A 19,765-nucleotide genomic window follows, 5' to 3' on the forward strand; every position below is an offset into this window, starting at 1 on the left:
AAATAGGCGTCAAACGATTCCAAGGCGCCCGTACTGAATAGGTTTCATCTCCTGCGGCTCCTTCCAAACCACGCAGCCGAGGCCGAATGCATCTGCACCATGCGATGACCAGTCATGCTCAGGACCGAGGCCGATTCCTCGTTCCTCGTCCCGCTTCTCGTGATACCAACCAAGTGCAGCTCGACCAGCTTCGGTCGTCATCTCGTTGAACCTGATCTGCGGAAACAGCACCCGAGCGCGATCAACGCGAGCCATCGCAGCGCCGGGTCCTTGGTTCGGTACAACCGTTACGCTGTATCCGGCTTTTACCAACGCAGACTTGTACGAAACGTCGTACACCTTGTCTTGCGTATCGCCGTCATGAGGGAGCCAGAATTGCGCCCGGCTCGGCTCGTAGCCCTGAGCACGACACCAGGCAATGTGTGCGTCAATCGGCTGCCCCACAGCCTCGTAGTAGTTCACGACGCGAATCTCGCGGCCGATGAACTGCATCGCCCAGATGGCGAATGCGTCGGCCTTAGCACCCGTGCCGCCGATGTCGCACATCAGGCGAATCGTCATCAGCGGATCGGCGGGGAAGAACCCGATGCGACCGTCTTCCTTCGCTTTCAGCAGATGCTTCGCGTAATAAGCACCCTCAAGCGCGGTGACGAAGCCGCCTTCCCAGATGTGGTCGTATTGCTCCGGACGCTCTTCGAGATCACGCTGACGGTCACGCTCCAGCTTCGCCGGGAAGCGCGGGTTATCTCGCCAGTTGAGTTCAACGACCTTGATCCGCGGATCGCTGCAATTGACCGGGAATCTCCGCTCCACCGGAGCCGTCTTGCGTTTCGGGTTCCACGTCACCCAGAGTTCAGCGTTCCAGCCTTCGCCTTCTTCGCGCAGCGTCGGAATCAACGTCGTCCACGCTTCCTCAGTGACGGGCTCGGCCTCATCAACCCAGCAAAGCAGAATGCGTCCCTTCGACTTGATGCTGGCGATGCTTCGATCCAGGCCAGCGAACGAGAACCAGATACGTCCGTCGCGGCTCTTGATGTATTTGTCGCCAAGCTCGTAGTAATCACTCAGCGCCGGCTCTTCCTCGATCGCCCGCTTGCACTCTTCGAGCGATGAGTCTTCCAGAGAATTCATGTACTGCCGTCCGCAGAGAATCTGGCCGCCAATCCCAGCCTCTCCGAAACGCTGCCCTTGCACTGCTGCCATCTTGGCGAACGATCGCGTCTTGGCGCTCCCGCGCCCCCCCTTTGCCCCCCGTACGTCGGCCTCACCCTCGAACACCGGGATCAGCTTTTCCGGCAGAGCAATCGATACTTCGCTCATGCAATCAGCGGCGTGAGCTTGAATGTGTGCTGAATCGGACCGCCCCCCTTACCCGTGTGCTCGACCTTCTCGGGAGCTTTGCCGTAGCCACGGTCGATGATTGCCTGCGCAGCCGCGAGCCGATTGCGCTCGTTCTCGCCTTCCATCATGATCGACTCAATAACAGCGAGTGCCGCCGGCGTCCGGTCTTTACATGCCGCGATCAGATCAAGCTCTTCGGCCGTACGCTTCGGCCGTCCTCCGGGATTCCCCGAGACGCCCTTCTTGAACGCCGTTTTAGGCGCGGGCCGCTTTGGCTTGTCTGTTTCCTGTCTGTTCTTAGACATTCTTCGCCGCATCCCTTTCGGGGTAGCGCTCCAATTGCCAGTTACTTACGATCGCATTTCAATGCCGCGCACAAAATGCAGCAGGCAGTCCAAATGCCCCAAACTCCGTAGAGAAAGCCCGATGTCCATTCCTTCAGGACAGAAGCAAACGTCACATCGACGATTGCGATGATTGCGAGGCCGAAGATCCACCGCGCGATATGAACGGCGATCCACACCAGCAGCCGCAACATCAGTCCTTCCCCATGTTTTCCCATTCGGCGTGACTCTGCGGATGACGCGTTGCTTTGTGCGTCTCCGTCCGTTCACCCCGATTCGGGAATGCCTTGTTCGCTGCCGCATCGATCTTTTTCTTTTCTGCCGGCGTCGCGTAGCGCTCGTAGGACTCGGCCGCCTTGATGTGCGCCCTGTCGTTCAGCGGAAAGCGGCCAGTAGCGTCACCCTTCGGCTTGCCGCCAGCGAATTCCTTTGCGGACATCGCTTTGCGCTGCGCAGTGGTGAGCTTTGCCATTCCAGACTCCAGAAAAGAAAAAGGCCGCACCAGGCGGCCAAACGTCAGGGGGTGACGTAGAGGAGGACAACGATGAAACAGGTTGAGAGCGGCCGGTGCTGATCTCCGGCTTTCGAGGGGATTCCGCGTTGCACCCCTAACTCCTCGGATTCATGGGCGGCCGAGCTTTCCGCCTTTTACAACGCTTTCGCGCATCAGCCTGCGCATTCGCTCTCACGGCTGGCGATTGACTGCTGGATTCGAACTCAGCATTACGCTAGTCCTCCGGCCTGCGCCGTCTAGCTTTGCCTTTCGACTTTCAGCGTCTACCAATTCCGCCAAGTCGCTCGCCATGCGTGAAAGGGCCGGTTACGCCGGCCAGGCGGCGGCACGCTAATTTTCTCCGCCCGTCATCGCAGTTAAGGATTGCGCCTCCCGAGAGCCGCCCATCAGCCTAGCAATGTGAATCGCGGATGGCGTCTAGGTGTTGGTTGTGCTCTCACGACTGACATTTGCCAAGCCCTCGGGAAGGATCTGCTAACTAAGTCCCGGGCCTACAGCGATCCTCTGTCGCAAATGCCATGCGTGAAACCACTACCGAAACGACCGCCCTATCTGCGGCTTGTAACAGTGCTTCTCCCAGTCATTGTATGACTTATTAGGAGTACTCCCGACCCCTATCCCGTCGATCCCGCGCATGTTGCAGATCCATCCAGCCGATCCGTTAGCCCAGATATGCGGCTTGTGCGCCCCGCGAATCATTCGAACATCTCCGGAGCCACGTAGTTGCGCGCGACCTGACCGAACTTTGAGTGATACGTGATTACCTGCGCCGCCCGCTCCGAAATCCATCCGCCGCGTGCTGCATAAGCGTCGCGAGCTGCCAAAGTCGGGTGCTGGACAACCACGATGCCGGAATATTCCTTCTCATCAACGTGATGGCGATGGCCCGTATGGCAGTAACGCTTTGCCGTCGCGCCCCAGATCTTCGGATATTGCGCCGCAAAGAGCATTGGGAGCGCCTCATTCTTCACCTTATGCCCGTGGTGGAAGCACAACATCACATCGCCATGCTGGTGAACGTAGAACGGAAGCTCCGAGTCGTTCACCGTCAGCCGCGGCTCGTTCTCGTATAGCGCACCGAACATCTGTCGCAGCCAGATCGAGCCAGCCTCGTCGTGATTCCCTTCGCACAGGATGAGGTGCACTTCCGCATGCCGTTCAAGCGCGTAATCGACCAGATGCCGGATCACTCGAATGGCCGAGGCCACGATCTTGCTGTAGCGGCTGTCTGCATCAAGGACGTTCTTATGTGCCGGCGTGACCGGCAGCAATCCATCCGTGTGCAGGAAGTCGCCTTGGATCGCCAGAACGCACTTCCCTGCCTTCGGCGCCGCCTGCACCATATGCAGGAAGCTCGACACCAGCAATCGCTCCGCGATCTTCAGATCCCAATCGGCCCCGCCTTCCTTATGCCATGCGAGCATTCCAAGGTGGTAGTCCGTGAACACCACCAGATTGCACAGGGCGTTCATTTCTCCGCCGCTGTATGCAATCGGTGAACAGCGCGGAAAAGATGTACAAAGCTCGGAGATCGTTTCGCGAATGATCTCCAACTGCTTTTCGTGGTCGATGCTGCTCTTGACCCACTGCCCGGCAGGCTTGCCTTCGGCGTTGTAGTAGGTGCTGACGCCCTTCACATGGAAGCCGTCTGGAACCGCATGCGTCATGTCGTGCGCCGGGCTATACCCCATACGCGCAGCACGCCTTTTCAGCCCCTCTAGGAGGTTCGCAATCGTGCCGCGAGCGACGTTCAGCTCCTTCGCTGCCGCACTGACGTTCCCATTGTGGCGCTCGATGGCGTCGATGTATTCGATCTGCCGCGGCGTAGCCCACTGCTTGAGCGCTACGAGTTCAGCGTAGGCTTCCATTCGCCGCACCAGTTGTCTTTCGCGGTGGATGGGAAAATACTCACGATCTCGCCCTCAGACATCTCGATTGTCACGCTTGGCGGATTGCGTCGGCAATACTCAGCTTCGCTGTCTGCCCTGTAGAAGCGGCACGTTTCACAACGTTCCACGGGTTCGGACGGCGCAGCCACCTTCGCTTTACGCGTTGCCATCCGACTCTCCAATGAAAAAGCCCGCGCTTGGCGGGCTTGGGGGCACTGATTCAGACTTTCACAAAGTATGGCTCGGAACGCCAATTATGGAAACTTCCAAATCGGAAACTTTTTGGTTTCCACCCGACATCATGCGTCTATACCCGCGGTAAGCCTCTCCCCGTGTCGTCCGGACTGCCTTGTAGAACCCCTGCGTCGTCATGCCCAGTTCGCTCGCTGCCACTTTCACCGGCCTGACTTCATGCAGGTAAAAGAGGTAGAAAGCCAGCTTTCCCCGGCTCTCGGGTAGGCCAAGCAATGCAAGGTTGAAGTAGCTCAGATCGACGCTGAGGATCGCGTCAGGAACCTCCCGTACCGGTTGCGGCCTCATCCTGGCTAGGATGTTCTGCGGGATGAGCGGCGCAAACAGGCGCCGGGATCGGTGCCATGCTGCCCACGACTGAGCGAACTCGTCCAGCGTCTGGTTATCATCCATTCGCTTCCTCCTTATCCAGACAGTCGCGGAACCACTCCCATCCGCAGCGTGTGCAAGTCAGGCAAAGTTCTTCTTTGACCACCAGGTAGGGAGACTGCGGGTATCGCCATGGTTCGGAGCGATATTCCACCGTCTTCCCCGGATACCCGCACTTAGCGCAGTTCTCGTGTTGGTCGTATTTCATTTCGCGACCGCCTTTCCCTGCGCGAGTTTCGATACCGCATCTACAACTCGCGCGACTTCAGAGGCGGACATCCAGCAACTACCGTAAATATCGGTGCCGACAATTTTTGAAATTTGCCGGATTGCAGACTCTGCGTTATTGGCCGATGCTGCATGCCTCACCAAGAGTTTCGCGACATAGATGCCGGTGCCAAGGACACCTGCCCCGAATAAAGCTAACAATAGCTTCGGGAGCGCGCCCTCGATCACCATCCACCATATGAATCCCTCTTTTGCTCCGTCGGCTAATCCGGCCAGCGCTTGAATAATTACCTTCAGTTCATCGATGCCCATTATGCTGCCTCCTTTTTCATGCGCCGGACCTCGGCGCGGTAAAAAGCCTTTCGCTCTTGAATCTCAGCGATCGTCAACTTCTGCGGCTCGTGCTTCCCTTCGAGCCATTCGACGCGCTCCAGTCCGATCTTGCGGATCAGGTTGATCCGGTACGGAATCAAATTCCCAGACAGATGCGTGTTACATGGTTGACACTGTAGGTGCACGTTGTCGGGCTCGAACCTGAGCGCCGGCTCCGATCCGACCGAGCGGTAATGGCCCGCGTGGTTCTGGCCTTGGTGATACCGCCCGCACGAAATGCAGGGTTGCCCTGCATCGCGCGCGCGAATCCACGCGTTGAACGCCGCCTGCAACTCCCGGAGGTGCGTGCCGCGCGTCTTCGCTTTCTCTAGTGCTTCCCGCAACGACTTCCTTTCCTCGCGCTGCGCCCGGGCGGCCTTGCGCGCCTTTTCCTTCTCGGCCAGCGCCATCGCACATCCGGGCGAGCACACCTTCTGCATCGAACGCATCGGCGTGAAGACGACTCCGCACTGCCGACACTTCTTCGCCTTAAGCGCGCGCTCGATCATGCAGCCTCCCGCTTGTCGGTCAGGCCCGCGAGATAGTCGAGACTGACGCCGAAGAACCGGGCGGTTTCCAGCAGCGTCCAATAGCCCGGGACTCGAAGATCTCGCTCCAACATCGAAACGTATTCCGACGACAGCCGGCATTCCGCGGCGAAGGCCGATTGGCTCATGTGTCGTTCCCTGCGAAGCTCGCGCAGACGGGAATGGAATGCGGGCGCCTTGTTCATTGCGTCACCTGAGCGATAAGGGTGGAAAATGGATTGCCAGCTACCTCGAATAGCTTCGCCTTCATTTCCTTTTGCGCCTTGAGTTTCTCGGCGTATCGGGTATCGGCGGCTCGCTTCGAATAGACTGGCTTCGGCGCGTCTTTCTTGTTGCCCGCAGCCAATACCCGCGTGCAGATTCGAACCTCGGGAGCGACAAGCCATTCCTTCACGTAGACGCGGCGCGCACGGTCAGGCTTCTTCATCCGGCGTAGGATCGTGTCGACGTTCGTTCGCAGAATCCCGAGCTCCGCGGCGATTTCTTCGGCGGTCATCGGGCCGATTTCGCGGAGAACCATGACAAGCCGGTCCTCCCAAACTCGCGGTTTGCTCATGCCGTCACTCCGTTGGCTTCGAGAAGCTTCGCCATTGCTGCGGCCTGGAATGCTTCGAGGATCTCGTTGGCGCGAAAGACGGCGATGTGGGGCTTCCTCTGGACGGCCCATACCGAGTCAATGACGAGCTTTCCTCGCTGGAGCGGGTAGACCCGATGCTGGCGGTAGAGGCTCATCATTCCGACCTCAAGCTCTTGCGGATCACAGTCCAAATCCTTTGCGATCCGGAGGCACGTCGCGCCATGAGGCGAATTTTGGAGGTATTGGGTAATTTCGCGCAGGTTCATTCCACCACCTTCTTTGCGGTGAGGCCGCCAACAATGGCCTTGATTTTTCCTATGTTCTCGCTGACAACTTCCGGCGAGCATTCGCGTTGGTCCGTAAGCTTCGGGCGCTGCATCGCCGAAGCATCGAAGCGAGCCTGTCGGCAGTGAGCAACAAACTCCGGAAGGGACGGCGGTTTAGGAAGATCCGTTAGGTTGTCGCTCCCCGCCTTGAGTTGTTCCCGCGACAATTTCGCCAGCTCGATCGCCCACGCCTTCTGCACCTCTTCCGGCTTTGCGCCGCTCCACATCGCCGCGAACTTCGATCCGTAGAACGCGCTCATCTTCGCGAACAGGGCTTCGATCCAATGCTTCGGCAGAGCGTTGAGAGGCCAGTCCGGACGCTCAGGCCGTTCATACGTCGATGATTCGGTCATCTGGTTCATAGCTTCGATCCCTCCCCGTCAATGCCGCGATCGTTGCGTCGTTGCGATCCTGGAAGCTGGCCGGCGTACTTCTGCCGCTCTGCGCTCGCTGTCGCCTCACCCAGTTCCGCCACGTGGCGGTCCAATCAAGCTTCGTGCCGTCCTTCCCGGGTCTGGCAGTCCAGTAATCCCGGAACTCGTTCGCGACTTGCTGCACGTTCAGGTCTGGCCGTTCGGTCCTGCAGAACGTCGCTTCCTCGTCTGAGGGATACCAGTCCTTGGGCAAGCGCGAAGCGCGTGCTACTGAGCTTGAAGTACCACTAAGTTCTCTAATCTTCTCTTCTCTTCTCTTCTCTAGGCCGTTACCGGAACGTTTCTGTAACGTTACTTGCTCGTCAGCACTGCTAAGTCTTTGTTTTTCGCGAAATTTCGCAACGCGACTTGTGCTGGAGTCGCTTTTCTTCTGGCGGTCGCCCCATGCGTTGATGACGATCTCGCCGCGGTCATTTAACGCTACAAGCTCACGCTGTAACAACTCGTGTAACGTTACTGAAGCGTTACGGCGTAGCGCCCAGTCAATGCTTGCTTCGGTCAGCTTTGTATTGCCGTCATCCTCGGCTGCAGTTGCAACCATCAACAACTCAATCCACGTACGAAACTGAGCGTCCGAGAGCGTCCCGACTTTCGGATCGTTTAGCATCTCGCTATAAAGGCGACACCAGTCCATTGACGATCCTTACTTCCGCAGCAACCAGCCAAGTAACCCGAGCAGCCCAACAAACAGGGCGCTCCAGGCTATGAATGCTCCGAGAAGGGGTGTCATACAGCCTCCCGATCAAATTGGAATTTCTCGTACAGGCCAGCCAGCTTGAGCATTGGGATTACCGCGCGCCCCGCTTCCGTCAGCCGAAACACGAGCCGCCCGTCATCCTCGGCACGCTCACACAAGCCTTTCCCGATCAGAGCGTTTGCGGTATGCAGATAGCCGTGGCACCAGCCCATCTGGTCAAGCTGACAAAGTGCTTCGACTTGCCGACGCGAGAGCGTCAGAGAAAATGCCGTGCTCGTCACGTAGTCGCGGAATCGATCGCTCATACGCTGACCTCATCGGTTACGTCGTCGGTGATCGGGAGGCCAGAGACGGGACGAAGCCACGCGTCCGGGATATAGCAATCCCTTACGCTCACTTGCGCGCCCGTCCAGCTATGGAAACCAAAAGTCGGTTGAGGCCAGCGAGTCAACCATTGATGATCGCCATCCTCATCCACGAATGAATCAGCGAGAACTTCGATGATCGTTCCGATATCCGCTGGCACATCGGGCCTGATCACGATCGCCAGATCACCAGGTTTGCAGTTCATGCCGCCCTCTGCGCGATGACTTCTTCCATGATCGTCAAGTTGGCCTGACGGTTGAGCCACTGCTGTACGCCCCAATTCCCTACCGCGGACGCCCATTCACCCAGACGTTGAGCTGGGAGATCCCGGCGCGTCGGCTTGTCGTCTGCCTGCAGGTAATCCGATACATGGGACGGGTAGCAGCCGATCAACTCGGCCAACGTCCTTTGCGTCATGCCCTTCACCCGCCGATGCGCCCACGACAGGCGCACGATTTCGCGGAACGTCCGGCATTTCGCTACTTCGTCAACGGGCAAGAAGCTAGGCCCATTAACCGCGCCTCCCAGCAGCGGTAAGTTGTTCATTTTTCTGCCCTTCTTAGAAAAATTTCATCGAATACTCAGTTGAATAACCGGTTGATGTGGGACGAAATTTAAGGCGTCCTCACGACGCCTTACGAAAAAATGAAACGCTTAGACCTTCTCTTCTGCCAGCTCGGGCCAGATTTCGCGCCAGTCGGAGCGAAGATCGCGACGCGTGATAGCGCCTTGTGTAAGGCGCTCGATCGCAACACACTGCCCTGGCGCAATTGGGCGCAGTCCGTTGAGCCACTGATACACAAGACCCGGGCTTACGCCCAAGGAACTCGCGAATGCGGATCGAGTGAGCTGCTTGGTGTCGAGGTAGGTCAAGATATCCATGAGCTTCACTATAGCAACGCTACATCCGAAAAGCAAGCCATGCTATTGGACCGCAGCCCTAGCATTGCTACATGAAAATGTGGACTAAACACGAAGAGGCTGAGGCGCTCGCGGCGCGCTTTGAGGGCGTCGACCGGGCGAAATTCGCTCGGGATCATGATTTCCCGGGCGGCCAAGCCATGATCTATCAGCACATAACGGGGCGGCGTCCCATGAACCTCACGCACGCCAGGATCTACGCGCAGGGGTTCGGCTGCTCACTGGAAGAGATAAGCCCTCGGTTGGCCCAGGAAACTCAGGAAGCGGCCGACACGCTGAAAGCACCGCAGCAGGGCATAACTCAGAAAAGTAGCCAATCTTCTACTCTATTTACCAAATTGGCGGAGGGCGCCGGGCATAGACTTGTCGGGCACAACCTTTCAAACGTATCTCGCGAGACTTGGGAGCTTATAAGTCTGATGATAGATACGGATTTGATGGGGCCCGAAGCTAGATCCAATATGCATCGGGGCGTGCGATCGGCCATCGACCTAGCCCGTGGCATAAACAAGGGAAAGCCCTCAGCAGAAACAACCCGTAAATCAAAGCGCGGGTAAGAAACCCGTAAGAAGCTGTCTATAAATTTGCTCACCTGTAGGTCGTTTGCTCAAACATACGGAGATAGCGAGGAGACATCGATGGGGGAGATTCTAAAAATGCCTAAAAGGCCAGCAGCAATATTGAAGACCGTACGATCGACAGGGATGCCGCCTCCCTGCGAATCTTGCGAATTCAAAGCCCAGTTGGAATATGTGCATTCATGCTTGGGCGTTATAACTCAGGCGGCCAAACCTAAGGAGCCATCCTGTAGGGGAAAATGAGATGAAGCGGGGAATCATCATATTAGTTGCAGTCGGCGTTGCCGGATGCGCCACGCAATACACACCAGAACAACTCGCAGCTCGCGCCAAAGAAGATTCGACGCCGAACCTATGCGCCATTACCCTAATGGCGCCGCCTATGGCCGTCTTAAACGCCGCCGAAAATGAACTCCATGCGCGCGGGGCCGCGTGCGATTGGGAGCAGGCGAAGGCCATAGCAGCCAACTACTACGCCAGGAAGCAAGCGGAGGCAGAAGCGCGGCAAGCGCAGCAGGCAAACGCTATGGCGCTTATGGGCATGAGCGCCCTCTTCCTCCAGCAATCAGGCCCGCGTTACTACGCGCCCCCACCAGTCCATACCACTTGTCAGCAGCAAGGCGTCTTCACGAACTGCACGTCTTACTGACCCTCCATCCTCCCCATATCCCAGGCCGCCACCGAGCGGCCTTTTTGTTTCTCCTCCCCTGTTACAATTTTCTATAGCATCGCTATTGCGTGAAGACTAAAGCGTTGCTATAGTTTATTCAACGTCACGACAGACGTGACCCAGCGAAAGCTGGACGTTCTTTGACAACTTGGGATTCAGGAGAGGGGGTGCAGGGCGAAAGCCCGCTCCCTTTCGGAAGCGGGGGCCTACTTAGCTGAGGAAGAGCATGAGCAGTGCGATCAGCGCATGCAACTGCTTGTAGCTCAACTTCAGTTTGATTGTCAGCTCGAACATGGCGTTAGCCCTGTTTCTGCTGGCAGGCCTGCCAACTGGTTAGAGTTGGCATTTGTATAGCGCCGTGCCGGGCGCTTTGCGAGTCGCTTCCTAGGATCGGTCCTCGCGCTTGTGCGTCGGATGGTTCCGTTGAGTGGTCAACGGAATTCCTAAACACAAGGCGGCTCCATTTGCCTCTGGTAGTCGTATCGACAGCTTGCGCTGGTAACCCGGCTCGACGGTTATCAATACGGCGCCTTTGGGTCACTTCACCTTAAGCGGCTGAGTGGCCGCAGCCGGGTTTCTCAGGCCCGGTTCGCGAAGGATAGCACCTGTTGCCCCCTCCCCTGAATCCCTCGTTGGCAAAGAAGAAACCAACCGAGGAGCCAGCCATGAAATACGCAGCCGCAATGATCCTGATCGCCCTGGTGGCGTGTACGAGCCAACCGGTCACGACGATCGGAGTGGGTGGAGTCTGGAATACGCAGGATCACCAAGCAGTGGGTGGTCATAGCGGTAGCTCGGGTTCGGTCGGAGCGCGCGGAGGTCGTGGTGCGGCTTCGGGCGGGATGGGTCGGAGCTGACATGTCCACGCTCTCCCAAACCATGAGCGGCGTCGAGTATCGGGACGCACGAATGCAGGCTCAAGGCGAACGCGACGATCGCAATTTCGACGCTGGCTACGAGACTGGCATGGCAGAGGCTGAGCATGACCTCGCTGGCTTCGCAAAGCGGTTCGTTGCTGATCCGGCCGAATCGCTCGATGAGCGCTGCCGCCGGTTTGTCGCCGAGTTCATCGGGCGCTGCGACTGCTGTTACGACGAGTTGTCGAAGGCAATCGCTGCGGCTGTCGGCATGTTTCAAGAAGAGGTGTGACATGGACTGGTATCAGAACCTTTCGATTGTGAACGGCACGATGTACGCCGGATCGCGCTGGCTCGGTGAGTTCAGCTCGCATGAAGCTGCGATCGAGATCATGGGCATCCAACGCGAACAGCGTGTCGTGTTCAGCGCTCGGGAAACGGCGTGCTGCACCGAGACTGACCTGGAACTGGCTGCGGCCATCGATTACGACGAGCGCTGAAATGAAAACTGGCTACGTGACCTCATTCTTCTACCTTCAGTATGCAGTCCTAATGCTGACTGAGTACGTATGCCGGGATGGACATCGTATCCATGTGCGCACTGAAGAGATTGACTGGCAAGACAAACGGATGATTTGGGGTTGACATGCAGACCTTCGTAAAGATCGTGCTTCTCGCGCTTGGATCGCTGTTCGTGGTGGGGATCATCTACGAGGTCATCGACCGAATCCGCGGCGCCATGAAGAACATCGAGAACGACGAGCACCACCGGCACTGACCAACCAAACACGACGATAGAGGATGACATGAAGGTTGAGATCAAACATTGGATTACCGGCGCAGTTCTGTTTGCTCATAGCGCTGATGTGAACGGTATCGAAATCGCTTTGAAGGCAGCCGTAGAAGCCCGCGCGGACCTGTACGGCGCGGACCTGCGCGGCGCGAACCTGTACGACGCGAACCTGCGCGGCGCGAACCTGTACGACGCGAACCTGTACGGCGCGGACCTGCGCGGCGCGAACCTGCGCGGCGCGAACCTGTACGACGCGGACCTGCGCGACGCGGACCTGCGCGACGCGAACCTGTACGGCGCGGACCTGCGCGGCGCGAACCTGCGCGGCGCGAACCTGTACGACGCGGACCTGCGCGACGCGGACCTGCGCGACGCGAACCTGTACGGCGCGGACCTGCGCGGCGCGAACCTGCGCGGCGCGGACCTGCGCGACGCGAACCTGTACGGCGCGGACCTGCGCGGCGCGAACCTGCGCGGCGCGAACCTGTACGGCGCGGACCTGCGCGGCGCGGACCTGCGCGACGCGAACCTGCGCGGCGCGAACCTGTACGACGCGAACCTGTACGGCGCGGACCTGCGCGACGTTAAAAACCTTGTATTCCAGATCATCCCCGAAGAAGGCGCATTCATCGGCTGGAAGAAGCTCCAAGGTGGTGTCATTGCCAAGCTGGAGATCCCGGCTGATGCGAAGCGGAATTCGACTCCTGTTGGCCGGAAAAACCGCGCCGAGTTTGTTCGCGTTCTGGAGTTGTTCGGGGCTACCGAAGGCATCAGCCAGCACGACGACAAGACTGTCTATCGCGTGGGGGAAATCGTGCGGCCGGATTCGTACAACGACGACGTTCGGCTTGAATGCACGAACGGGATCCATTTCTTCATCACGCGCGCTGAAGCTGAAGCGTACTGACCGCCCGCTCCCGCCCTGAGGGCAATCACACCACACCGAGGATAGACCATGAGCGAGATCAAAGACGGCGGCCCGGCGTTTCCGCATGAATACAAATTCGGCGACGGGACGGCAGACCGTGCAGTAGGCCTGACGGTCCGCGACTACTTCGCGGCAAAGGCGATTCAGGGTATCTGCGCTCACCGCGACACGTGGGGTCTTGTCGTCGACGAGATCGTGTCTCAGTCATATGCGATCGCCGACGCCATGCTCCGCGCGCGAGGTGAAGCATGAGCGAGATCAAGCATATCGAGGGCCGATGGGAACTCATCGAAACGCCCGACGACAAGATGATTTCCGACTGGAAGATCGTGATCGGCGCCGATTCGATTTCGGTATTCCCGTTCAAGTACGTCAAGAGCGAATGCGACAAGTTCGGCGGCTACGTTATGGACCGCGAACGACTTTCCACCTATCGGCTGATGACGATGGCTCTGGACATGGCCGAAGTCCTCGAAAAGCTGGCTGCCGATGCCGACGATGGAAAAGCGAAGATCCCGAGCGGCACTCGCGCGATGCTCGACGCCGCCCTCATCAAGGCCGGCCGCAAGGCTGCGCCGACGGCGGTGCGGCACGTGACGATCGCGGGGGTGGATCGTGATCCGCCGAGGTACTGCTCGTTCTGCTTCGAAGCGGATTGCAACGGCGAATGCTCCGGCGACGGCGCGATGGGGGACTGACATGCGCGCCCCTCTCAACAGCGTTCGTGTAGTAGACGACAACGATTTGTACAAGGCTTGTGACCGTGTTCATGCCGGTCTTGCAGCTATTGCATGTGTACTGATTGTTGTGTCGGTGACGATTCAGTTTGGTGACGTTTTGGCGAGGTCGGTATGACGAGTGCATTCTGGTTAGGACTGGTGTCCGGAACCCTATTGATGGCGGCCATTTTTTCCTTGAGTAACGGTTTTTTACTTTTCCCCGTAGTCGTTGGGGTGGTCGGGCTCATTACTGCATTTCTAGGGTTTCACGAGGTATGACATGCGCAAAATTTTCCGCCACCCCATCACCCAAATGGCAATCGGCTGGACGGTTTTCTTCGCGATCTGGCTGGTTTTACCAGTGGATGACGCTCCGTATGTTCAGCAGGTAGTGCAGCGGAGTAAGACATGACACACGGCGCTGACTGGCGACAACAGGAAGAAGTCGAGGAGCAACTTTTCTGGTTTCAGGAACAGCGAGAAAAGCATGAAAACGAGCGAAAGCATCAGCAAGATTGCGGCAGCCCTGCTGGCGGCTCAGAAGGGGATCACGTTCGCATCGAAGGATGCGACGAACCCGCACTTCAAGAACAAGTACGCGGACCTCGGATCGGTCGTGGACGCGGTGAAACCGGCTCTGAACGAGGCGGGGATCGTGTTCATCCAGACGGCCTCCCATTCTGACGACGGAAAGTTGCATCTGGCGACGCGTCTCATGCACGAGTCCGGCGAGTGGATCGAGGACACGCTGGTTATGCCGCTGCCGAAACCTGATCCGCAGGGGTTTGGATCGGCCATGACCTATGCGCGCCGCTACGGTCTTGCCGCTATCACTGGTGTCTATCAGGACGATGACGACGGCAACGCTGGATCGCGGACGAACGGCACAACACAACCGACTGACGACAATCCAGCAAGCTCATCCGACGTTCAGATCGCGATCCAAGATGCCAAGACGGTCCAGGAACTGGTTGGGATCATGAACGGACTGTCGGTGGAAGCCCAGAAGGAAGTACGCCAAGCGTTCAACAAACGCATGGCTGAACTGAAGAAGGCTGCGTGATGGACCTGACCGAAATCGAACCTGCCGTGATCCTGGCGCGAGGCCAATACGCGACGGTGAACGGTGAGTACAAGACCACCATGTCGCATTTACAGGCCAAGGTTCAGGTCGCCTGCGATGCCCTGCGCCACGCGTTGCAGAACGACGATGACCGGATTCAATTGATCGATGACATTGCCATGCTTCTGTCCGGGATCAGGGAAACGGCAGTCATCGCGAAAGAACTGAAGGCGCAGAAGGACGAACTGTGGGAATCAGCTTGGGGAGTCAATAAATGAGCAAGGTATTCGTTCTCCGTGCACCTGAACACGGTCACGCACTCGTCAGCTACATCAAGTCGCTTGCTGGCCCCATGGCGGCAGCGGGAAAGCCTCTGATGGTCACGGTTGACGAATACCAGGCGAAGCGTAGTGGTGAGCAGAACCGGCTTCTCTGGGCCCTTCTGACCGAGATCGCGGAGCAAGTCGAACTGGAAGGTAAGCGGTTCGCCAAGGAAGCTTGGTACGCCCACTACCTCGACCTCTACGCGCCCAAGCAGGAAGGCCCGCGCGGTCTGGTTCCGGTCGGCTCGAGCCAGATGACGAAAGAGCAGTTTGCCAATTTTGTGACGCGTATCGAGTGCCATGCAGTGCAGGAACTTGGCGTCGAGTTTGCAGCGATTTGACTTCATGGCGGTCCTTATCGGCGGCTAGTACAGCGCCCCTCTTTCTGCCATTGAGGCTTGATCTACTGATTTAGAGGATGCGACCTTGAACTGGATCGACCACTCCCACCGCGGCGACTGCCGCGACCTGATGCGCGCGATGATCGCCGACGGCGTGCGCGTGCAGACGATCGTCACGTCGCCGCCGTACTGGGGCCTGCGCTCGTACCTGCCCGAGGGGCACCCCGACAAGCACCGCGAGATCGGGCAGGAGCCGACGCTGCGCGAGTTCGTCGACACGCTCGTGGCGATTCGGCGCGCCATCGACGCCGCCCGCGCAGGAGGTCAGTGATGCGCACGCTCACGCTCGCCCTAAAGGGCATCTACTTCGACCAGATCGCCGCCGGCACGAAGGACGAAGAGTTCCGGCTCGTGACGCCGTTCTGGCAGAAGCGGCTTCTCAACCGGACGTACGACCGGATCGTGCTGACGCGGGGCTACCCGAAGACGAGCGACACGTCTCGGCGGCTCGAACTGCCGTGGCGCGGCTTCGTCACGCGCACGATCACCCACCCGCACTTCGGATCGGAGCCGGTTGAGGTATTCGCGATCCGGGTCGCCGCCCGCACCGGAGCCTCATCATGAAATATCCCGACTACATCGTGATTCGCGTTAAGCGGCCCGAGGATTACGACGACGTATGCGCCGAACTGGTCGCAGAGGATTTTCTCGCGACCCATGACAACGGGCATTGGGAGTACGAGATCGCCGACGACGGAGCCTCATCATGAAAGAGCCGATTTTGTCGCGCGAGGAAGTGAAAGCGCTGTATTCCAAGCATTTTGCCAATCCCTACGACTTGCTGCCGCTCTGGGCGGAAGCTTTCGCCGCCGCCATCGAATCCGCATTGCTGGAGAAGCTGTGCGGGGAGCCGGTGGCATACACCACACAAGCCAACTTCGAGATGATGAAGAAGCACAACACCGGAGTGATGTATCGCGACGCTTTAGACGGCGACATTCCGCTATACGCCCTCAACCGGAGCAAAGCATGAGCACCGATATGACCGATGAGGGGTTCGCAGCGCTCAAGGCGATGGTCAACATTGCTCGCGGCATGGTGCGGCCGCGACTTTCCGAAGTGCGCGACGAGCTCGTCCGAGCTGGACATGCTGAGGCTGCTATCGACGAGGCGGTGAAGGCATGGGCCTCGTATGAAGCGAAGAAACAACGGCATGGAGGCCAATCATGAAGATCACCGATGACATGCTGACGGACGAACGCCTGATCGAACTGGCGATCTTCCACAAGATCCTTGGCATAGATGGGAATGGCGATGCAACTCGCTCATACGGCGGCCGAGATGACGTACTTAATCTCTGCCGAGCGGTCGCATCTGCCGCCCGCCGCACCACGCCCGACAGGGAGTCGATCATCGAGGAGTGCGCGAAGGTTGGCGAACACGATCAAGCCGGGCCGAAGACTCTCGACCAAATTTGGGACGCTGCTATGGATAACGCCCCTTCTTCGGTATGCACATATCGCTCGGCGCCTAGCAATGTGGTGAGCATACTCGATAAGGTGCCGAGCGTATTTTATGGCGTATCGATCGAGCAAGGACCGGACGGTGTGCGTAGCGTTCGCGTTCATGATGTCGATGACACGCCGCGAGATCGAGAGGCTGTTGCGTTTGCTTTACGAGAAGCGGCTGACATTATTTCGCCTTTGACCGCTTCGCCGACAGACAGTGATTGGGATGCACGGCGAAAAGTTGCCGAAGCGCTCGGGATCGTATGGCCTGGTACGCGGGACGGAAAGCGCATCGGCTACGCATGGAGCTATCTGCTCGCGTGCATTAGGACCGCCCCCACTAGCGATAAGGGAGGTGCGTAATGTCTGAAAAACTGAAAATCGGTAAGGACGAACGTGTCATCACCGCGTTCGCTGAACCAGCGGCAGGACCGGGCTGGAGCAATCAGCCGATCTGGGTGATTGTCCGAGATGTCAACGGGCAGATACGCCAAGAGTGCATCCAGCCGGAGCAACAGACCTACGAGATGATGCTTCTCTATCGCGCATCGCATGAACTGCATTCGGCTATGACAATGGCCGCGAACGATGCACTTCTGCCGAAAGTGAAGCTGCCGCGGAGCAAACGATGATCGACCAAGACAAGATGCGGGCGCTGGCGGCACGACTGCGTGTTACGGCAAAAGACCGACATTCACACGGCCTGCTGGTAACGGCCGCCGAGATAGATGAAGCCGCCGACGCCATCGACCTCCTACTGACAGAGGTGGAAGCCACTGCGGTGGATAAGCGGGATGCGGAGCGGTATCGGGCGCTGCGGGATTTTGGCAAAGATGGCGTCAAGATGAAGCCGCCTGTTGAGCACGTACACGCGATGATTTACAGACATGCCGTCGGCGCCATTCCCGGCTCGTGTGTCGCAACGGGAGACGAGCTTGATCGGGCTATCGACGCCGCCCTCGCGCAACGACAAGGAGAAAGATCGTGATCTGCCGGAAAACGATGATGGAATGCTCGACGCCGAGCATGTGCGCGCCGTTCCAAGGCTGCACGCCCGCTCCGTCTGCTGTCGGCTGGACTTGCCCGACCTGCGGTAAAGGAAACGCGCCGTGGCAGCCTGTCTGCGCCAACCAGCTTTGCGGCGTGCGCCTCGATCTCGGTGCAACTGGCCGCGCCCCTGCTAGTGAGGGAGAGCAGAAATGAAAAAGTTCCTCGGATTCATCGCGTCGTGGGCGCTCTTTGCAATTGGCCATGTTGTTTCCAGAGTGTGCATGACACGGCATTGGTACGTTCCCGGAATTTACCCGATCTACAACCGACTGATGCTTGCATCGGTTGATTGCCAAGACTGGGGCGGCAAAGGCCCGTGGTCGAGATGTGACGGAGCCTGAATGAACGCAGCACTGCAACGGATACTAGAGATTAGCTGGAGGGAGTGGAGAGATGGCAGCCAAACTGATACCGATCAAGGAATGGGCTGCGGCAATCTTCGGGGACCATACGCCGCACCAGAACACGCTGATGCGGTGGGTGCACACGGGGAAGATTCTGCCGCGTCCGATGAAAGTGGGACGGGGGTATTTCTGCCAGCCGGACGCTGAATATGTGGATGAAACCGCAGACCGAATCAACAGGATGATCCATGGCCGCCAGACCACGAAACGCGCGTAACCGTCCTTTGCCGCCCAATCTGTATCAGAAGAAGGACGGCTATTTCTGGTTCCGCAACCCGATCACGAAAGAGACGTTCGGCCTCGGCAGGAATAAAGAGGCTGCGATCTCTCAGGCCAAGACTGCGAACGCCGACATCGAGCGGCGCCGCGGCGATATTTCCCTGATCGCTCGCATGGATGGCGGCGACAATTTGCTGTCGAAGTGGTGTGATGTATACGAGGAATCTCTCACGGGCCTAAAGCCGAACTCCATGAAATCGATTCGTTCTCACCTGAACGCGATCCGAAGCGATGAGATCGGCAAAATGATCCTCATCCACATTGCACCACGCGATGTAGTTGCGTTCGTCGAACGTTGTGAGGCCACGCGTGGAGCACCCATGGCGGCCAAGATTCGATCGCGCTTGCGCGACGTTTTGCGGGTGGCAATGGAGCGTGGCGCCCTTGAGGTCGGCAAGAATCCCGTCGAGGTGACGTACAAACCAAAGGTAGTAGTGAAGCGAAGCCGCCTATCTCTGGAGACGTATCAAGCGATCCTGGCCGAGGCGAAAAGCCATAAACATCGTCTATGGGTGGCCAATGCAATCGAGCTGGCGCTAGTCACTGGTCAGCGGCTCGAAGATGTCTGTCGCATGACGTTCGAGAATGTGCATGACGGGTTTTTGTGGGTCGAGCAGACTAAGGGGAGCGGCCCGAACAAACCGAAGCTCTGTATCCCGCTATCCCTATCGCTCTCGGCGGCAGGCCTGACATTGGAAGATATCGTAAAAAGGTGCCGGGACCGAGTTGTGTCGAAGCATCTGATCCATTTTTCGCACCCCATATCGAAGGGTAAGCCAGGTTCGGCAGTGGCACCTAGAACCCTCAGCCGAGCATTCAAAGTTGCCAGAGTTGCAGCCAGGATCGCAGTCGAGAAAGATCGTACGCCCCCGACCTTCCACGAACTTCGGTCACTGGCCGCTCGCCTCTATTCCGAGCAGTACGGCAAGGACTTCGCCCAAGCCCTTCTGGGCCACAAATCGGCTGCCATGACAGCGGTCTACCGGGACTCTCGAGGTCAAGGCTGGACCGAAATCAAGATCTCGAATGGCGTTTAGTTTTTGACGAATTTTGGACGAATTTTGGACGACGGCC

The 19,765-nt window shown here is 58.2% G+C and carries 38 protein-coding genes and 1 pseudogene; 22 read left to right on the forward strand and 17 right to left on the reverse strand.

The annotated features are described in order from the left end of the window. Positions 1–9: 9 nt before the first annotated feature. The 17 genes from WS54_RS07575 to WS54_RS07640 form a co-directional block, all read right to left on the reverse strand. Entirely contained in the window at positions 10–1,320 is a 1,311-nt protein-coding gene (locus WS54_RS07575) for a PBSX family phage terminase large subunit (RefSeq protein ID WP_059783228.1), read from the reverse strand. Then, a complete protein-coding gene (locus WS54_RS07580) occupies positions 1,317–1,646 on the reverse strand; it encodes a DUF5681 domain-containing protein (RefSeq protein WP_082725138.1) in 330 nt (109 codons plus the stop codon). The genes WS54_RS07575 and WS54_RS07580 overlap by 4 nt, the downstream gene beginning before the upstream one ends. Positions 1,647–1,687: 41 nt before the next feature. Next, a complete protein-coding gene (locus WS54_RS07585) occupies positions 1,688–1,879 on the reverse strand; it encodes a hypothetical protein (protein ID WP_059783226.1) in 192 nt (63 codons plus the stop codon). Continuing rightward, complete coding sequence (locus WS54_RS07590; protein WP_059783225.1) at positions 1,879–2,157, reverse strand: hypothetical protein; 279 nt, start codon at positions 2,155–2,157, stop codon at positions 1,879–1,881. The genes WS54_RS07585 and WS54_RS07590 overlap by 1 nt, the downstream gene beginning before the upstream one ends. A 737-nt stretch (positions 2,158–2,894) precedes the next feature. After that, the gene (locus tag WS54_RS07595) at positions 2,895–4,067 is read right to left on the reverse strand and encodes a helix-turn-helix domain-containing protein (RefSeq protein WP_059783223.1); all 1,173 of its coding nucleotides are present in this window, start codon (positions 4,065–4,067) and stop codon (positions 2,895–2,897) included. Between the two features lie 249 nt (positions 4,068–4,316). Further along, the gene (locus WS54_RS07600; protein WP_059783222.1) at positions 4,317–4,733 is read right to left on the reverse strand and encodes a hypothetical protein; all 417 of its coding nucleotides are present in this window, start codon (positions 4,731–4,733) and stop codon (positions 4,317–4,319) included. A 180-nt stretch (positions 4,734–4,913) separates the two neighbouring features. After that, entirely contained in the window at positions 4,914–5,249 is a 336-nt protein-coding gene (locus WS54_RS33570) for a hypothetical protein (protein WP_159086649.1), read from the reverse strand. After that, complete coding sequence (locus tag WS54_RS07605; RefSeq protein WP_059783220.1) at positions 5,249–5,818, reverse strand: recombination protein NinG; 570 nt, start codon at positions 5,816–5,818, stop codon at positions 5,249–5,251. The genes WS54_RS33570 and WS54_RS07605 overlap by 1 nt, the downstream gene beginning before the upstream one ends. Beyond that, positions 5,815–6,042 (reverse strand): helix-turn-helix domain-containing protein, encoded by a 228-nt coding sequence (locus tag WS54_RS33575; protein ID WP_159086650.1) that lies wholly within the window; start codon positions 6,040–6,042, stop codon positions 5,815–5,817. Before WS54_RS33575 ends, WS54_RS07605 begins: the two co-directional genes overlap by 4 nt. Then, a complete protein-coding gene (locus WS54_RS33580) occupies positions 6,039–6,413 on the reverse strand; it encodes a hypothetical protein (protein ID WP_059783218.1) in 375 nt (124 codons plus the stop codon). Before WS54_RS33580 ends, WS54_RS33575 begins: the two co-directional genes overlap by 4 nt. Then, positions 6,410–6,700 (reverse strand): hypothetical protein, encoded by a 291-nt coding sequence (locus tag WS54_RS07615; protein ID WP_059783217.1) that lies wholly within the window; start codon positions 6,698–6,700, stop codon positions 6,410–6,412. The genes WS54_RS33580 and WS54_RS07615 overlap by 4 nt, the downstream gene beginning before the upstream one ends. Continuing rightward, positions 6,697–7,122 carry a hypothetical protein gene (locus WS54_RS07620; RefSeq protein WP_236872699.1) on the reverse strand — a complete coding sequence of 142 codons (426 nt, stop codon included), beginning with the start codon at positions 7,120–7,122 and terminating at the stop codon, positions 6,697–6,699. Before WS54_RS07620 ends, WS54_RS07615 begins: the two co-directional genes overlap by 4 nt. Continuing rightward, on the reverse strand, positions 7,091–7,828 hold the full coding sequence (locus WS54_RS33585; protein ID WP_159086651.1) for a DnaT-like ssDNA-binding domain-containing protein: 738 nt from the start codon (positions 7,826–7,828) through the stop codon (positions 7,091–7,093). Before WS54_RS33585 ends, WS54_RS07620 begins: the two co-directional genes overlap by 32 nt. Before the next feature lie 92 nt (positions 7,829–7,920). After that, the gene (locus tag WS54_RS07630) at positions 7,921–8,196 is read right to left on the reverse strand and encodes a hypothetical protein (protein WP_059783215.1); all 276 of its coding nucleotides are present in this window, start codon (positions 8,194–8,196) and stop codon (positions 7,921–7,923) included. Further along, positions 8,193–8,462, reverse strand: a complete 270-nt coding sequence (locus tag WS54_RS33590) for a hypothetical protein (protein WP_159086652.1) — start codon at positions 8,460–8,462, stop codon at positions 8,193–8,195. The genes WS54_RS07630 and WS54_RS33590 overlap by 4 nt, the downstream gene beginning before the upstream one ends. Next, on the reverse strand, positions 8,459–8,803 hold the full coding sequence (locus WS54_RS07635) for a helix-turn-helix domain-containing protein (protein WP_059783213.1): 345 nt from the start codon (positions 8,801–8,803) through the stop codon (positions 8,459–8,461). Before WS54_RS07635 ends, WS54_RS33590 begins: the two co-directional genes overlap by 4 nt. A gap of 108 nt (positions 8,804–8,911) precedes the next feature. Then, positions 8,912–9,139, reverse strand: coding sequence for a transcriptional regulator (locus WS54_RS07640; protein WP_059783211.1), 228 nt, complete (start codon positions 9,137–9,139; stop codon positions 8,912–8,914). Positions 9,140–9,210: 71 nt separating this feature from the next. On the opposite strand from WS54_RS07640, the gene WS54_RS33945 reads away from it, so the two are divergent. The 22 genes and pseudogenes from WS54_RS33945 (at position 9,211) to WS54_RS07730 (ending at position 19,728) form a co-directional block, all read left to right on the forward strand. Further along, positions 9,211–9,735, forward strand: coding sequence for a hypothetical protein (locus WS54_RS33945; RefSeq protein WP_059783209.1), 525 nt, complete (start codon positions 9,211–9,213; stop codon positions 9,733–9,735). 265 nt (positions 9,736–10,000) lie between these two features. Then, positions 10,001–10,405 carry a hypothetical protein gene (locus WS54_RS07650; RefSeq protein ID WP_159086653.1) on the forward strand — a complete coding sequence of 135 codons (405 nt, stop codon included), beginning with the start codon at positions 10,001–10,003 and terminating at the stop codon, positions 10,403–10,405. Between the two features lie 879 nt (positions 10,406–11,284). Further along, positions 11,285–11,575, forward strand: coding sequence for a hypothetical protein (locus WS54_RS07655; protein ID WP_059783206.1), 291 nt, complete (start codon positions 11,285–11,287; stop codon positions 11,573–11,575). A gap of 1 nt (position 11,576) precedes the next feature. Then, a complete protein-coding gene (locus tag WS54_RS07660; protein ID WP_059783205.1) occupies positions 11,577–11,783 on the forward strand; it encodes a hypothetical protein in 207 nt (68 codons plus the stop codon). Positions 11,784–11,929: 146 nt separating this feature from the next. Further along, positions 11,930–12,061 carry a Rax2 family protein gene (locus WS54_RS34345; RefSeq protein ID WP_240006032.1) on the forward strand — a complete coding sequence of 44 codons (132 nt, stop codon included), beginning with the start codon at positions 11,930–11,932 and terminating at the stop codon, positions 12,059–12,061. 109 nt (positions 12,062–12,170) lie between these two features. After that, positions 12,171–12,983, forward strand: a complete 813-nt coding sequence (locus WS54_RS07665) for a pentapeptide repeat-containing protein (RefSeq protein ID WP_236872700.1) — start codon at positions 12,171–12,173, stop codon at positions 12,981–12,983. 48 nt (positions 12,984–13,031) lie between these two features. Beyond that, positions 13,032–13,256, forward strand: a complete 225-nt coding sequence (locus WS54_RS07670) for a hypothetical protein (RefSeq protein ID WP_059783203.1) — start codon at positions 13,032–13,034, stop codon at positions 13,254–13,256. After that, positions 13,253–13,702, forward strand: a complete 450-nt coding sequence (locus tag WS54_RS07675) for a hypothetical protein (RefSeq protein WP_059783201.1) — start codon at positions 13,253–13,255, stop codon at positions 13,700–13,702. The genes WS54_RS07670 and WS54_RS07675 overlap by 4 nt, the downstream gene beginning before the upstream one ends. 301 nt (positions 13,703–14,003) lie before the next feature. Next, positions 14,004–14,135: a hypothetical protein gene (locus WS54_RS34370; RefSeq protein ID WP_257792053.1), complete on the forward strand. Its 132-nt coding sequence runs from the start codon at positions 14,004–14,006 to the stop codon at positions 14,133–14,135. A 75-nt stretch (positions 14,136–14,210) separates the two neighbouring features. Beyond that, on the forward strand, positions 14,211–14,786 hold the full coding sequence (locus WS54_RS07680) for an ERF family protein (RefSeq protein WP_059783200.1): 576 nt from the start codon (positions 14,211–14,213) through the stop codon (positions 14,784–14,786). Continuing rightward, positions 14,786–15,064 (forward strand): hypothetical protein, encoded by a 279-nt coding sequence (locus tag WS54_RS07685; protein ID WP_059783198.1) that lies wholly within the window; start codon positions 14,786–14,788, stop codon positions 15,062–15,064. The genes WS54_RS07680 and WS54_RS07685 overlap by 1 nt, the downstream gene beginning before the upstream one ends. Then, positions 15,061–15,450: a recombination protein NinB gene (locus tag WS54_RS07690; RefSeq protein WP_059783196.1), complete on the forward strand. Its 390-nt coding sequence runs from the start codon at positions 15,061–15,063 to the stop codon at positions 15,448–15,450. Before WS54_RS07685 ends, WS54_RS07690 begins: the two co-directional genes overlap by 4 nt. Before the next feature lie 85 nt (positions 15,451–15,535). After that, positions 15,536–15,742, forward strand: a pseudogene (locus WS54_RS07695) (DNA-methyltransferase); the annotation flags it as partial. Between the two features lie 38 nt (positions 15,743–15,780). Continuing rightward, positions 15,781–16,074, forward strand: a complete 294-nt coding sequence (locus WS54_RS07700) for a hypothetical protein (protein WP_059783192.1) — start codon at positions 15,781–15,783, stop codon at positions 16,072–16,074. Then, positions 16,071–16,220: a hypothetical protein gene (locus WS54_RS33595; RefSeq protein WP_159086654.1), complete on the forward strand. Its 150-nt coding sequence runs from the start codon at positions 16,071–16,073 to the stop codon at positions 16,218–16,220. The genes WS54_RS07700 and WS54_RS33595 overlap by 4 nt, the downstream gene beginning before the upstream one ends. Next, complete coding sequence (locus tag WS54_RS07705; protein WP_059783190.1) at positions 16,217–16,483, forward strand: hypothetical protein; 267 nt, start codon at positions 16,217–16,219, stop codon at positions 16,481–16,483. The genes WS54_RS33595 and WS54_RS07705 overlap by 4 nt, the downstream gene beginning before the upstream one ends. After that, entirely contained in the window at positions 16,480–16,680 is a 201-nt protein-coding gene (locus WS54_RS07710) for a hypothetical protein (RefSeq protein ID WP_059783188.1), read from the forward strand. The genes WS54_RS07705 and WS54_RS07710 overlap by 4 nt, the downstream gene beginning before the upstream one ends. Then, positions 16,677–17,321: a hypothetical protein gene (locus WS54_RS33600; RefSeq protein ID WP_159086655.1), complete on the forward strand. Its 645-nt coding sequence runs from the start codon at positions 16,677–16,679 to the stop codon at positions 17,319–17,321. The genes WS54_RS07710 and WS54_RS33600 overlap by 4 nt, the downstream gene beginning before the upstream one ends. Then, a complete protein-coding gene (locus WS54_RS33605; protein ID WP_159086656.1) occupies positions 17,321–17,590 on the forward strand; it encodes a hypothetical protein in 270 nt (89 codons plus the stop codon). Before WS54_RS33600 ends, WS54_RS33605 begins: the two co-directional genes overlap by 1 nt. Next, complete coding sequence (locus WS54_RS07720; RefSeq protein ID WP_059783185.1) at positions 17,587–17,946, forward strand: hypothetical protein; 360 nt, start codon at positions 17,587–17,589, stop codon at positions 17,944–17,946. Before WS54_RS33605 ends, WS54_RS07720 begins: the two co-directional genes overlap by 4 nt. Before the next feature lie 455 nt (positions 17,947–18,401). Beyond that, positions 18,402–18,629 (forward strand): excisionase, encoded by a 228-nt coding sequence (locus tag WS54_RS07725; RefSeq protein WP_059783183.1) that lies wholly within the window; start codon positions 18,402–18,404, stop codon positions 18,627–18,629. Then, positions 18,601–19,728, forward strand: a complete 1,128-nt coding sequence (locus WS54_RS07730; protein WP_059783181.1) for a tyrosine-type recombinase/integrase — start codon at positions 18,601–18,603, stop codon at positions 19,726–19,728. The genes WS54_RS07725 and WS54_RS07730 overlap by 29 nt, the downstream gene beginning before the upstream one ends. Positions 19,729–19,765 lie beyond the last annotated feature (37 nt).

It is taken from the genome of Burkholderia sp. NRF60-BP8 (assembly GCF_001522585.2).
Lineage (GTDB): Bacteria > Pseudomonadota > Gammaproteobacteria > Burkholderiales > Burkholderiaceae > Burkholderia.